Raw genomic sequence first — 12,955 nt, 5'->3', positions numbered from 1 at the left:
TGGCAGGGAGGCGCCCCCGGCGTGTCGTGCGAGCGGGGCTCAGCCCGTGCGCTTCGTGGACTCAGCCCATGAACTTCTTGAACTCGTCCGGCAGCTCGAAGTCCTGGCCGCCCTGCTGCGGCAGCCCGAACGCGTTCCCGGCCTGCGCGGCGGTCTCGCGGCGCTGCGCCGCCTCCAGCTCCTGCTGCTTGCGCTTCATCGGGTTGCCGGAGCGCTGCTTGCCCTTGGCCTTCTTCTGCTGCTTCTTCTGACGGCCGGGGCCGCCGCCCATGCCCGGGATCCCCGGCATGCCCGGCATACCGCCCTGGGCCATGCGGGACATCATCTTGCGGGCCTCGAAGAACCGCTCGACCAGGCTCTTCACCGCGCTGACCTCGACACCGGAACCACGCGCGATACGGGCGCGGCGGGAGCCGTTGATGATCGTCGGGTCCTGGCGCTCGGCCGGGGTCATCGACTTGATGATCGCGGCGGTGCGGTCGACGTCCCGCTCGTCCAGGTTGGCGATCTGGTCCTTGATCTGGCCCATGCCCGGGAGCATGCCGAGCAGCTTGCTGATGCTGCCCATCTTCCTGACCTGCTCCATCTGGGACAGGAAGTCGTCCAGGGTGAAGTCCTGGCCCTTCTTCGACGCCAGCTTCGAGGCCATCTTCTGGGCCTCTTCCTGGCTGAACGTCTTCTCCGCCTGCTCGATCAGGGTGAGCAGGTCACCCATGTCGAGGATGCGGGAGGCCATCCGGTCCGGGTGGAACGCGTCGAAGTCGTCCAGCTTCTCGCCGTTCGACGCGAACATGATCGGCTTGCCGGTGATCTGCCGGATGGACAGGGCCGCACCACCGCGGGCGTCACCGTCGAGCTTGGAGAGGACCACGCCGTCGAAGCCGACGCCGTCGCGGAAGGCCTCGGCGGTGTTGACGGCGTCCTGACCGATCATGGCGTCGACGACGAACAGGATCTCGTCGGGGCCGACCGCGTCCCGGATGTCCGCGGCCTGCTGCATCATCTCGGCGTCGATACCGAGGCGGCCGGCGGTGTCCACGATCACGATGTCGTGGACCTTGGACTTCGCGAAGTCGAGGGAGTCCTTGGCGACCTTCACCGGGTCGCCGACGCCGTTGCCCGGCTCCGGCGCGTACACCGCGACACCGGCGCGCTCGGCGACGACGCTGAGCTGGTTGACGGCGTTGGGGCGCTGGAGGTCGGCGGCGACCAGCAGCGGGGAGTGGCCCTGCTCCTTGAGCCACCTGCCGAGCTTGCCCGCGAGGGTGGTCTTACCCGCACCCTGGAGACCGGCCAGCATGATCACGGTGGGCGGCTGCTTGGCGAAACGCAGACGCCGGGTCTCGCCGCCGAGGATGGTGACCAGTTCATCGTTGACGATCTTGAGGACCTGCTGGGCGGGGTTGAGCGCCCGGGAGACCTCGGCGCCGAGCGCGCGCTCCTTGACGTTCTTGATGAACGCCCGCACGACGGGCAGCGCCACGTCGGCTTCGAGGAGCGCGATGCGGATCTCGCGCGCCGTGGCGTCGATGTCCGCCTCGGAGAGCCGTCCCTTGCCGCGCAGGTTCTTGAAAGTCGCTGACAGGCGATCGGAGAGAGTGTCGAACACGGCGCTCGCGGTCCTCGGGGTCGGTGACGGTCTTGAAGGTCGCCCTCCAGGGTATCCCGGCGCCGCAAGGACCGGGGCAGCTCATCCGCGCAGCGTCTCCTCCAGCACCCCCGCCAGCGACGCCGCGTCCCCGGCGGGCAGGGGCGCGCCCGCCCCCGTCGTGACGTAGAACGCGTCCACCGCGTTGGAGCCCAGCGTGCTCACGTGCATGCTCCGCACCCGTACGCCCGCCTTCTCCAGGGCCATGCCGATGCGGTACAGCAGGCCCGGGGCGTCCTGGGCGCGGACCTCGATCACCGTGGCGTGGTGGGAGGCGGCCGGGGCGACGGCCACCCTCGGCGGCGGAGCGGTCCAGCCGCGGCGGCGCGGGTAGGCCGCGTCGCGTTCGGCGAGGCGGCCGGCGATGTCGAGGGTGCCGTCCAGGGCGCGGACCAGATCGGTGCGCAGCCGGGCCGCCTGGGGCAGGGAGCCGTACTCGGCGGCGACCCGCCAGTTGAGGAGGAGGACGGTTCCGTCGTCGTCCACGCCGTCCGGCAGGCGCAGCGCGCGCAGTTCCGCCGTGCGCACGGTGAGGCGGTGCACGGCGAGGACACCGGCGACCGCGGGGAGGACACCGGGCTGGTCGGGTACGGCGATGACCAGCTCCACGCCCAGGGGTTCCGGGTCGCCGGCCGGCTCCTCGTCGGGGACCGGTTCGGTCTGGGCGCGCAGGGCGAGGACCGGGCCGCCGGTGCGGTAGGCCTCGATGGCGAGGCGTTCCTGCTCGGCGGTGGGCGCGGCCGGCTCGGGCTCGTCGGGGGCGTTCCCGGCGAGGACGGCGCGGACCCGTCGGACGAGGTCGGCGACGAGGGAGCCGCGCCAGGAGGACCAGGCGGCCGGGCCGGTCGCGAGGGCGTCCGCCTCGGTGAGGGCGTGCAGCAGTTCCAGGGTGCTCTGGCTGCCGACGGCCTCGGCGACCGAGCGGACGGTGGCGGGGTCGTCCAGGTCGCGCCGGGTGGCGGTCTCGATGAGCAGCAGGTGGTGGCGCACCAGCAGGGACAGCACGGCCACGTCCGAGCGGTCGAAGCCGATCCGTGCGGCGACGTCCCTGGCGATGATCTCGCCGGCCACCGAGTGGTCGCCGGGCCAGCCCTTGCCGATGTCGTGCAGCAGGGCGGCGACCAGCAGCAGGTCGGGGCGGCTGACGCGGCGGGTGAACTCGGAGGCGCGGACCGCCGTCTCGATCAGGTGGCGGTCCACCGTCCACACGTGCACGGCGTTGCGCTGCGGCCGGCAGCGCACCCGCTCCCAGTCGGGCAGCAGGCGGGTGATCAGGCCCTCGGCCTCGAGGGCCTCCCAGACCTCGATCGTGGGACGGCCGGAGCCGAGCAGGGTGACCAGCTGCTCGCGGGCCTCGGCGGGCCAGGGCGTGGGCAGGGGGCGCGCGGTGGCGGCCATGCGCCGTACGGCGTGCAGGGAGAGCGGCAGGCCGGCCTGGGCGGCGGCGCCCGCGGCGCGCAGCGGGAGCACGGGGTCGCGCTCGGGACGTGCGGCGCGGGCGAGCACCACCTCGCCGTCCTGTTCCACCACGCCTTCGGCCAGGGGCGACCGTTCGGTGACCGGCTTGGCGCCGCCCAACATGGCGCGCAGCCGCGGCCGGACGGCGCGCGCACGCAGCACGCGCCCCACTTCCCGCCAGGTCACGTCACTGGCGTACGCGATCACCCGCGCCGCTTCGTAGACCTGCCGCAGCAGGGTGTCGGCGTCGAGCAGGCCCAGCTCGGCGGCCACCTGGTCCTGTTCCTGGAGGGCGAGCCGGTCGGTGGCGCGGCCGGTGGCCAGGTGCAGGGCGTCCCGGACGTCGAGGAGACGGCGGCGGGCGTCGGCCAGGCCCTCGCGGGGGGCGTCAGCGAGCCAGGAGGCGGCGACGGCGCGCAGGGCGGTGGCGTCGCGGAGGCCGCCGCGGGCCTCCTTGAGGTCGGGTTCCAGCAGGTACTGGAGCTCGCCCTGGCGCGCGGCGCGTTCGGCGCACAGTTCCTGGAGTTCGGGGAGGCGCCCCGGGGCCTGGTTGCGCCAGTCGGCGAGGGCGGCGGTACGCAGGCCGGCGGTGAGGGCGGGATCGCCGGCCAGGTGGCGGGCGTCCAGCAGGCCGAGGTGGACCTTGAGGTCCTCGCCGGCCGTCTTGCGGGCCTCGGCGGGGGTGCGGACGGAGTGGTCGAGGGCGAGGCCGAGGTCCCAGACCGGGTACCAGAGCCGGTCGGCGAGGGCGGCGACCGCGCCGGGGTCGGAGCCGTCGTGGAGCAGGACGAGGTCGAGGTCGCTGCGCGGGGACAGTTCCCCGCGGCCGTAGCCGCCGACGGCGACGAGCGAGACGCCGTGCGCCGCTCCCGCCGCCGCGTCGAACAGTCCGGCGAGCCAGTCGTCGGTCAGCCCGGAGAGGGCGGCACGGCGCGGCGGCCCGGACCGCGCCCCCTCCGTGAGGAGGCGCAGCCGGGCCGCCGCGTACCCGCCGGGTCCCGAGTCTTCCGTCTCTTTCCGCACATCCGTACCGGTCACCCAGCGACTCCTGTCCGTTTCCCCCGAGGTTCCCCTGACCCGCATTGTGCTGTGTCAGAGCGCGTCCGGCCCGCGCTCGCCCGTGCGCACCCGTACGGCGGTCTCCACGGGCAGGGACCAGACCTTGCCGTCCCCGATCTTGCCGGTGCGGGCCGCCTTGACGATGACCTCGACGAGCTGCTCGGCGTCGCCGTCCTCGGCCAGCACCTCGATGCGGATCTTGGGCACGAGGTCGACGGTGTACTCGGCGCCGCGGTAGACCTCGGTGTGGCCGCGCTGCCGGCCGTAGCCGCTGGCCTCGGTGACGGTGAGCCCGTGGACGCCGAAGGCCTGGAGGGCTTCCTTGATCTCGTCGAGCCGGTGGGGCTTCACGACGGCGGTGATGAGCTTCATGCGTCCACCTTCCTGTTCTGCGCGGCGGCCAGGGCCGGGGCGGCGAGGGAGCCGGTGACGCCGCCGCCGGCGCCGCTGAAGTCGTATGCGGTCTCGGCGTGCTCGGCCTGGTCGATGCCGGAGATCTCCTCGTCCTCGGTGACCCGCATGCCCAGGGTCTTGTCGAGGAGGAAGGCGAGGACGGCGGAGACGATCAGGGAGTAGGCGAGGACCGCGAAGACACCGGCGCACTGCTTCCACAGCTGGGTGAAGGTGTGGTCGCCGTAGAAGACGCCGGTGGCGGTGGACTGACCCTTGCCGGTGGCGAAGAAGCCGATGAGCAGGGAGCCGATGATGCCGCCGACCATGTGGACGCCGACGACGTCGAGGGAGTCGTCGTAGCCGAACCTGAACTTCAGTCCGACGGCCGCGGCGCAGGCGACACCGGCGATGGCGCCGACGGCGATCGCGCCGAGCGGGGAGACGGCGCCGCCGGACGGGGTGATGGCGACCAGACCGGCGACCGCGCCGGAGGCGGCGCCGAGCGTGGTGCACGCGCCGTGCCGGATCTTCTCGTAGGCGAGCCAGGCCAGCATGGCGGCGGCCGTCGCGACCTGCGTGTTGACGAACATCAGCGCGCCGACGCCGTCGTCGTTGCCGAGCCAGGAGCCGGCGTTGAAGCCGAACCAGCCGAACCACAGCAGACCGGCGCCGAGCATGACCAGCGGGAGGCTGTGCGGGCGCATGGGGTCGCGCTTGAAGCCGACGCGCTTGCCGATGACGAGGATGACACCGAGCGCGGCGGCACCTGCGTTGATGTGGACCGCCGTACCGCCCGCGAAGTCGATCACGCCGAGCTTGTAGGCCCAGCCGTCGGCGCCCCAGACCCAGTGGGCGACCGGGACGTAGACGATCGTGGCCCACAGGGCGACGAAGAGCGTCCAGGCGGAGAACTTGACCCGGTCGGCGAGCGCGCCGCTGATCAGGGCCGGGGTGATGATCGCGAACATCAGCTGGAAGACCATGAACACGAAGATCGGGATGGTGTAGCCGTCCCAGAGCTGCGTCAGGCCGATGTTGCTGAGGCCGATCCAGTCGGCGTTCCAGCCGAGCAGGCTGTTGCCCGTGCCGAAGGCGAGGGAGAAGCCGTAGAGGACCCACAGGATGGTGACGATCCCGAGGCTGATGAAGCTCATCATCAGCATGTTCAGGGTGCTCTTGACGCGGACCATGCCTCCGTAGAAGAAGGCCAGTCCCGGGGTCATCAGCATCACCAGGGCGGAACAGATGAGCATGAAGCCTGTGTTCGCGGACGACAGTCTGGGTGCGTCCGCCGCAAGCATGATGGCTGGTGCCATCGGCGTCTCCTCGTCGGTTGGTACGGCCCCGTGCGGGCGGTGCCTGAGCGGTCCGGTCGGTGAGGGGTGGGCCGGTTATGCGCCACGAGACTGGCGCAGCGCGGTTTCGGTGGAAGCCCCTCGTTGTTTCGCCGGGGTGACGAAGGCGCCCTGTGTGTTACGCGTCGGTGAAGCGCGGGATACCGGGCCGCGCGATCGTTATCGTGGCGCAACCTTCTCCGCGGGACCGGCGCGCGGACACGAACCGGCCGCGGCGGGCCTTCCGATGACCTGGCATGGGGGAGCCGAGTCGGGCGGTTCGGGAGGACCGGCCGCGGCCGGGGTCCGGGGTGCCGTGGTGGTCAGACGGCTTCGGCGGCCTCCGGCAGGTCGACGGCGAGCTGGTCACTGAGGTCGACCACGGCGGCGAGGTCGCCGTGGTCGCGGGCGGCCGTGTCGACCGTCTTTCGGATACGAGTGTTCACACGCTCGGAGCGGACCTTCTTGGCGATCTCCATGGCGCGCGTGGCATAGGTCGTGCTCTCCTCGGGCTCGCGCTGGAGCAGGTGCACGGTGGCCATGCCGATGAGGTTGAGCGCGTACGACCGCTGGTGCTCGGAGTCGTCGGCGAACAGCTCCACGGCGCGCCGCATGAGCGGCTCGGCGAGGGAGGCGTAGGTGGGGCTGCGCCCGGCCACGTAGGCGAGGTCGCGGAAGGAGTGGGAGTTCTCGCCGTACAGCTCGGCTTCGGAGAAGAAGCGGATCCAGTCGGGGTCGGGCTCGTCCCACTCGTCGACCTCGGCGAAGGTGTCCTCGGCCATGCGGACGGCGCGCTTGGTCCTGCCGGGCTGGCCCATGTTGGCGTAGGCGCGGGCCTCCATCGCATACAGCATGGACTGGGTGCGCGGGCTCGCGCAGTCGCGGCTGCCGTACTGGGCGAGGTGGATCAGCTCCAGGGCGTCCTCGGGCCGGCCGAGATGGATCATCTGGCGGCTCATGCTGGAGAGGATGTACGAGCCGAGCGGCTTGTCCCCGGCTTCCTTGGCCGCGTGCAGGGCGAGCACGAAGTACTTCTGGGCGGTGGGCTGGAGGCCGACGTCGTACGACATCCAGCCGGCCAGCTCGGCCAGCTCGGCGGCGACCTGGAACAGCTTGCGGGTGATGGCCTCGGGCTGGGGCTCCTGGAGCAGGTCGGTGACCTCGTGCAGCTGGCCGACGACCGCCTTGCGGCGCAGGCCGCCGCCGCACTGGGCGTCCCACTGGCGGAACATGCGCGTGGTGGACTCCAGCAGCTCCAGCTCCGGCCGGGACAGCGGGCCCGGCCTGCGCGCGTCGTGGGCGGGCCGGGGCTCGGCCGGGGCCGGGGCGGCCGGGGCGGGCACGAGCCAGCGCTGCATGGGCTCGATGAGGGAGGGGCCGGCGGACAGCGCGAGCGAGGTCCCGAGGAAGCCGCGCCGGGCGAGCATCAGGTCGCTGCGGGAGAACTCGCCGAGCAGGGCGACGGTCTGCGGGCCCGTCCAGGGCAGGTCGACTCCGGAGGCGGCGGGCGACTGGCGGGCGGCGCGCAGGCCGAGGTCCTCGATGGAGACGACACAGCCGAAGCGCTCGGAGAACAGCTCCGAGAGGATGCGCGGGATCGGTTCGCGCGGGTTCTCGCCGTCCAGCCAGCGGCGCACCCGCGAGGTGTCGGTGGAGATGTGGTTGGCACCCAACTGGCGTGCCCTGCGGTTCACTTGGCGGGCCAGCTCGCCCTTGGACCAGCCACTGCGCACGAACCACGAACCGAGCAGCTCATTGGGGCGCTTGTCAGCGTGTGTCCCGCTTCCGCCACTGCCGCCCACTGGAACGCCCCCATCCCTGAGACCACTTGCCGCCCGATGCGCCAAGCCCTATCAGAATGCCGGTAAATAGGGCCTCCCGTCCGCCGGTTCTCACCCTTCGAACGGTCTGACGACTTGCCTCCGGCATACCCGCGAGTGCATGTGCCCCGGGGACTCGCACACTCACAGTAATCCTACGATCACGCGTCCAACCACAGGGATCCCTGAAACGCCACCATTCGCCACCCCTTCGAATGAACTCACAGTGGCCCGCGCGCGATTCACTTGACAGAGGACGGCCGGAGTCGGCGGAGTGATGCACTCAGGGGCGCGCGGCCCTCCGGTGCGCCACCCTCCGCACCTCAAGGCGCCGCCTTAGCGCCGCGTCGCCGCGGGGAGGCGGAGCCGTAGCGTTACGTTCCGTTTCCGTCTCGTTCCGTGGCGTGACCACCGGCGCGCTGGACCCGTTGGAGGGGGCATGGGCTTCACGATCGGCGGCATCCGCGAGATCCGTTCGGGCACGCGCCGGCGCGGCCGGTCCGCGGAGTGCACCGCCGTCGCCGAGTTCACCGGGCTGTGGGGCTGGGACGTGGTGCCGGGGGCGCGGGCCGCCGGGGGCGCCTGCTCGTGCGGGCGGTCCGACTGCCCGGCGCCGGGCGCGCATCCGCTGGACTTCGCCCCGCCCGTGCCGGCCGGGGCCACGCTGGACGAGGTGGGCAAGGCCTGGTCGGAGTTACCGGGCGCCTCGGTGATGCTGCCGGTGGGCCGGGCCTTCGACGTCATCGAGGTCTCGGAGCCGGCCGGCCGCCGCGCCCTGGTCCGCCTGGAGCGGATGGGCCTCCCGCTCGGCCCGGTGACCGCGACCCCCGACGGCCGCGCCCACTTCCTCGTCGCGCCCGGCGCCGCCGCCGACCTCCCCCGGCTGCTCTACCGCATGGGCTGGGACGACCCGGGCGCGCTGGACCTGCGCGGCCTCGGCCCCGGCACGCACATCACCGCGCCGCCCTCCGACCGGGGCGGCCTGGGCCCGGTGCGCTGGCTGCGCCCGCCCGCGCTGGACTCGGCGACGCGCCCCCCGGCGGCCCGGCTGCTGCTCGGCACGCTGGCGTACCTGGCCCACCGGTCGCGGGCCAGGCCGTAGTCCGGCCCGGCCAAGACGAAGCTCCCGTCCCCGACTGCACCTCGGGGCGGGAGCTTCTCGGTGTCCACGTGACCACCTGCCGGCGTCCGTGGGTGGTTCACTCTCCGATAAGCGCATCCACGAACGCCTCCGGCTCGAACGGCGCGAGGTCGTCCGCGCCCTCGCCGAGCCCGACCAGCTTGACCGGCACGCCCAGCTCGCGCTGGACCGCGATGACGATGCCGCCCTTGGCCGTACCGTCGAGCTTGGTCAGCACGATGCCGGTGATGTCCACGACCTCGGCGAACACGCGGGCCTGGACCAGGCCGTTCTGACCGGTGGTGGCGTCCAGGACGAGCAGCACCTCGTCCAGCGGCGCGTGCTTCTCGACGACGCGCTTGACCTTGCCCAGCTCGTCCATGAGACCGGTCTTGGTGTGCAGGCGGCCGGCGGTGTCGATGAGGACGACGTCGACCCCCATCTCCTTGCCCTCCTTGACCGCGTCGAAGGCGACGGAGGCGGGGTCGCCGGCCTCGGGGCCGCGCACGGTGTAGGCGCCGACGCGCTCGCCCCAGGTCTGGAGCTGGTCGGCGGCGGCGGCGCGGAAGGTGTCGGCGGCGCCGAGCACGACGCTCCGGCCGTCGGCGACGAGCACGCGGGCGAGCTTGCCCGTGGTGGTGGTCTTGCCGGTGCCGTTGACCCCGACGACCATCACGATGCCCGGCTTGCGGTCCTCGGGCTCGGTCCTGACCGTGCGGTCGACATCGGTGCCGATCAGCTTGACCAGCTCCTCGCGGAGCAGGCCGCGCAGCTCCTCGGGGGTGCGGGTGCCGAGGACCCGGACGCGTTCGCGCAGGCGCTCGACCAGTTCCTGGGTGGGCTGCACGCCGACGTCGGCGGTGAGCAGCGTGTCCTCGATCTCCTCCCAGGTGTCCTCGTCCAGGTGCTCGCGCGAGAGCAGCGTGAGCAGGCCCTTTCCGAGGGCGTTCTGCGAGCGGGACAGGCGGGTGCGCAGGCGGACCAGCCGGCCTGCCGTGGGCTCCGGGATCTCGATCTCGATCTCGGGAGCCTCGACCACGGGAGGCTCCTCGACGACGACCGGTGCGGGGCCGCCGGGAAGATCCACCTCCTCGATCGTCCGGCGCGGTTCGTCGCGCGGCGTCTCGGCCTCGTCGCCGACGTGCGGCTCGGCCGGGGGCGCGGTGATGTCGGGCGCTTGGGGGGGCGGCGGGGGCAGCGGCTTCCGGCGCCGGCTGCCCACGATCAGCCCGCCGAGCGCGCCGAGCACGACCACGGCGATGACTACAGCAAGGATGATGGTTTCCATAACCCGTCCAGTATCGGCCATGGGGTCTGCGCGGACCCCGTTTGTGGCTTCCTCCGAGAGACAAACGCCACGTATCGCTAGGAGTAGGAGCAAAGTACGATGGTGGGCGCGCTGTTGACGCGCGTAGAGTCCCCTCGTCCCTGTCCCCCCACGTCTGGCACCTCTTTCATGACGAAAACCGTCGAGACCGAAGGCGCTCTCGAAACGCGCGGTATCGAACAGGTCCCCGACCACGAGCGCACGGCGAAGACCCGGGAACTGTTCCCCACCTGGGTCGGTGCGAACATCAGCGTGCTGCTGCTGACGATGGGCGCGAGCCTGGTCGTGGCGTACCACCTGGACATCTGGCAGGCGCTGGTCGTCGCGGTGGCGGCGCCGATCGTGTCGTACGGCCTCGTGGGCCTGATCGGTATCGCGGGCAAGCGGGGCGGCGCGCCCGGCATGGCGCTGTCGCGGGCGGTCTTCGGACAGCGCGGCAATCTGCTGCCCGGTTCGCTGATCTGGGTCGCGCGCTGGGGCTGGGAGACGATCAACGCGGTGACCGGCGCCTACGCGATGCTCACCATCCTGGACATCCTGTTCGGCATCAAGGCGAACAGCGTGCTGGACATGGTGACGCTGCTGGTGTTCGTCGTCGCGACCTTCGCGATCTCCGGGCTCGGCATCAACGCCGTGCAGAGGTGCAACAAGTACGCGACCTACCTCTTCGGTGTCTTCTCGGTCCTGGTCCTGGCCTATCTGGTGGCGAACACCGACTGGTCGGAGGTGATGGACCACAGCGCCGGTTCCACGGCCGCGGTGATCACCGGCATCGGCATGATCGCGGCGGGCGGGGTGAGCTGGATCCCCACCGCCCCGGACTTCACCCGCTACCTGCCGCGCACGGCCTCGTCCAAGGCGATCGTGGGTACGGCGGTGGGCGGCGCCGGTGTCGTCGTGCTGCCCATGGTCCTGATGGGCGCGGTGATGGCCGTCGCCACGCCGGACCTGGCCTCGGCGAGCGACCCGGTGTCCTTCCTCGGCGAGATCCTGCCGACCTGGATCGCCGTGCCGTACCTGTTCATCGCGCTGATCGGCATGCTGCTGATCAACTCGATGTCGATGTACTCGGCGGGCTTCACCGCGCAGACCCTGGGCTTCAAGGTGCCGCGGCACTGGGCGGTCTCGGTCAACGCCGTGATCTCGCTGGTCTTCGGCGGGGTGCTGATGCTGGTGGCGACGAGCTTCATGGGGTCGTTCATCGCCTTCCTGTCGCTGCTGGCGGTCGCCTTCTCGGCTTGGGTCGGTGTGTTCGGCGCGGACATGTTCCGCCGCACGGAGTACGACGGCCGGGCCATGGCCGACACCACCCGCGCCAGCGCCTACTGGTACAAGTGCGGCTTCTCCCCCGCGGCCGTGGCCGCCTGGGCGGTCGGCCTGGTGTCGGGCCTGATGTTCACCACCTCGGACTGGTTCACCGGCCCGCTCGCGACGAACAACGTGATCGGCGAGTACGGCCTCGGCTGGGTCGCGACGATCGTGATCTCCGGCGGGCTGTACCTGGTGCTGCCGAAGCCGGCGGTCCGCCCGGCCCGGACGACGGAGCCGGCCGGGGAGCGCACGACCGCCGGCGTGTGACGCGCCTCAGCCGGACGGATCGCTCCCGCGCCCGCAGGCGCCCCCGCCCCCGGTCGTCCCGCGAGCCTGCCTGTCCGGTCCTGGATATCTGACGCATCGTCAGCTAGGGTCCCCCTCCACCGCAGCGCACCGGAGGGGGACCTTCCCATGCCCGTCACGGTCGTACGTTTCAACCTCGTCGCGCCCGGCGCCTCTCCCGCCGCCCTCTCCGCCCGCTACCGGGCCGCCCTGGAGATGGCCGCGTACGCGGACGAGCACGGGATCAGCACGGTGCAGACCGAGGAGCACCACGGTGCTGACGACAACTGGCTGCCGTCGCCGTTCGCCTTCGCGGGCGCGGTGTTCGGGGCGACCCGCCGGATCGCGGTGACGGTGTCGGCGGCGATCGGCCCGCTGCACGACCCGCTGCGGCTGGCGGAGGAGATCGCCGTGCTGGACCTGCTCAGCGGCGGCCGGCTGGTGACCGTGGCCGGGATCGGGTACCGGCCGCAGGAGTACGCCCTGTTCGGTGTGGACTGGCACCGGCGCGGGCGGCTCCAGGACGAACTGCTTCAGACGCTGCTGGCGGCGTGGACCGGCGAGGAGTTCACCTACCGGGGCCGGCGGGTACGGCTCACCCCGCGCCCGTACACCGATCCGCATCCGCTGCTGCTGGTCGGCGGTTCCTCCAGGGCCGCCGCCCGCCGGGCCGCCCGGCTCGGCCTGCCGTTCTTCCCGAGCGCGCACCTGCCGGAGCTGGAGACGTACTACAAGGGGAAGCTGACCGAGTACGGCACCGAGGGCTGGACCATGATGCCGGCGGCCGAGACCCCGCTGCTCCACCTGGCCGAGGACCCGGACCGGGCGTGGGCCGAGTACGGCGGGCACCTCCTGCACGAGGCGCGGACGTACGCCTCCTGGCAGTCGGGTGGGATCCGCTCGGCGGTGCGGTCGGCGGCCACGACCGTGGCGGAGCTGCGCGCGGAGGGCGTGTACCGGATCCTCACACCGGAGCAGTGCGTGGCACAGGGCCTGGACAGCCTGGTGCTGCATCCGCTGGCGGGCGGCATGCCGGTGGAGGAGGGCTGGCGCAGCCTCCGGCTGTTCGCGCGGCGGGTCCTTCCGGCGCTGGAGGGCTGAGCCGGGCGGTGCGGCGGTACGACACCGCCGCCCCCGGTCCGGGCAGTGGCCGGGCCGGGGGCGGCGGACGGTTCGAGGAGAGGGGCAGCGGGGACTTGG

9 protein-coding genes are annotated in these 12,955 nt (G+C 72.2%); 3 read left to right on the top strand and 6 right to left on the bottom strand.

What is annotated here, in order from left to right; all coding sequences use genetic code 11:
* Positions 1-61: 61 nt before the first annotated feature.
* The 5 genes from ffh to nsdA form a co-directional block, all read right to left on the bottom strand.
* Positions 62-1,609: a signal recognition particle protein gene (gene ffh, locus IE294_RS23820; protein ID WP_189889300.1), complete on the bottom strand. Its 1,548-nt coding sequence runs from the start codon at positions 1,607-1,609 to the stop codon at positions 62-64.
* 81 nt (positions 1,610-1,690) lie between these two features.
* On the bottom strand, positions 1,691-4,144 hold the full coding sequence (locus IE294_RS23815; protein ID WP_189889298.1) for a [protein-PII] uridylyltransferase: 2,454 nt from the start codon (positions 4,142-4,144) through the stop codon (positions 1,691-1,693).
* Positions 4,145-4,198: 54 nt separating this feature from the next.
* Entirely contained in the window at positions 4,199-4,537 is a 339-nt protein-coding gene (locus tag IE294_RS23810; RefSeq protein WP_189818691.1) for a P-II family nitrogen regulator, read from the bottom strand.
* A complete protein-coding gene (locus IE294_RS23805; RefSeq protein ID WP_189889296.1) occupies positions 4,534-5,874 on the bottom strand; it encodes an ammonium transporter in 1,341 nt (446 codons plus the stop codon). The genes IE294_RS23810 and IE294_RS23805 overlap by 4 nt, the downstream gene beginning before the upstream one ends.
* Before the next feature lie 341 nt (positions 5,875-6,215).
* Positions 6,216-7,694: a transcriptional repressor NsdA gene (gene nsdA / locus IE294_RS23800; protein WP_189889294.1), complete on the bottom strand. Its 1,479-nt coding sequence runs from the start codon at positions 7,692-7,694 to the stop codon at positions 6,216-6,218.
* A 457-nt stretch (positions 7,695-8,151) separates the two neighbouring features.
* Between nsdA and IE294_RS23795 the strand changes: the two genes are divergently transcribed.
* Complete coding sequence (locus IE294_RS23795; protein WP_189889292.1) at positions 8,152-8,814, top strand: bifunctional DNA primase/polymerase; 663 nt, start codon at positions 8,152-8,154, stop codon at positions 8,812-8,814.
* Positions 8,815-8,911: 97 nt separating this feature from the next.
* Here IE294_RS23795 and ftsY read toward each other — a convergent pair whose 3' ends face one another.
* Entirely contained in the window at positions 8,912-10,120 is a 1,209-nt protein-coding gene (ftsY, locus tag IE294_RS23790; RefSeq protein WP_229917314.1) for a signal recognition particle-docking protein FtsY, read from the bottom strand.
* 168 nt (positions 10,121-10,288) lie between these two features.
* Here ftsY and IE294_RS23785 point away from each other — a divergent pair, with 168 nt between their 5' ends.
* Together IE294_RS23785 and IE294_RS23780 are read left to right on the top strand one after the other, a co-directional pair.
* A complete protein-coding gene (locus IE294_RS23785) occupies positions 10,289-11,737 on the top strand; it encodes a cytosine permease (protein ID WP_229917313.1) in 1,449 nt (482 codons plus the stop codon).
* Between the two features lie 147 nt (positions 11,738-11,884).
* Positions 11,885-12,856 carry an LLM class flavin-dependent oxidoreductase gene (locus tag IE294_RS23780; RefSeq protein WP_189889288.1) on the top strand — a complete coding sequence of 324 codons (972 nt, stop codon included), beginning with the start codon at positions 11,885-11,887 and terminating at the stop codon, positions 12,854-12,856.
* The last annotated feature ends 99 nt before the right edge of the window (positions 12,857-12,955 follow it).

The organism is Streptomyces canarius (genome assembly GCF_014650735.1).
Taxonomy (GTDB): Bacteria; Actinomycetota; Actinomycetes; order Streptomycetales; family Streptomycetaceae; genus Streptomyces; species Streptomyces olivaceoviridis.
The sequence above is the reverse complement of the archived record's forward strand: the minus strand, read 5'-3'. Positions and strand labels throughout refer to the sequence as shown.

What these genes read in the sequence shown, in the direction of transcription:
- IE294_RS23810 (WP_189818691.1), bottom strand. Translation starts at nt 4,537, where the DNA reads ATGAAGCTCATCACCGCCGTCGTGAAGCCCCACCGGCTCGACGAGATC.
- IE294_RS23805 (WP_189889296.1), bottom strand. Translation starts at nt 5,874, where the DNA reads ATGGCACCAGCCATCATGCTTGCGGCGGACGCACCCAGACTGTCGTCC.
- IE294_RS23795 (WP_189889292.1), top strand. Translation starts at nt 8,152, where the DNA reads ATGGGCTTCACGATCGGCGGCATCCGCGAGATCCGTTCGGGCACGCGC.
- ftsY (WP_229917314.1), bottom strand. Translation starts at nt 10,120, where the DNA reads ATGGAAACCATCATCCTTGCTGTAGTCATCGCCGTGGTCGTGCTCGGC.
- IE294_RS23785 (WP_229917313.1), top strand. Translation starts at nt 10,289, where the DNA reads ATGACGAAAACCGTCGAGACCGAAGGCGCTCTCGAAACGCGCGGTATC.
- IE294_RS23780 (WP_189889288.1), top strand. Translation starts at nt 11,885, where the DNA reads ATGCCCGTCACGGTCGTACGTTTCAACCTCGTCGCGCCCGGCGCCTCT.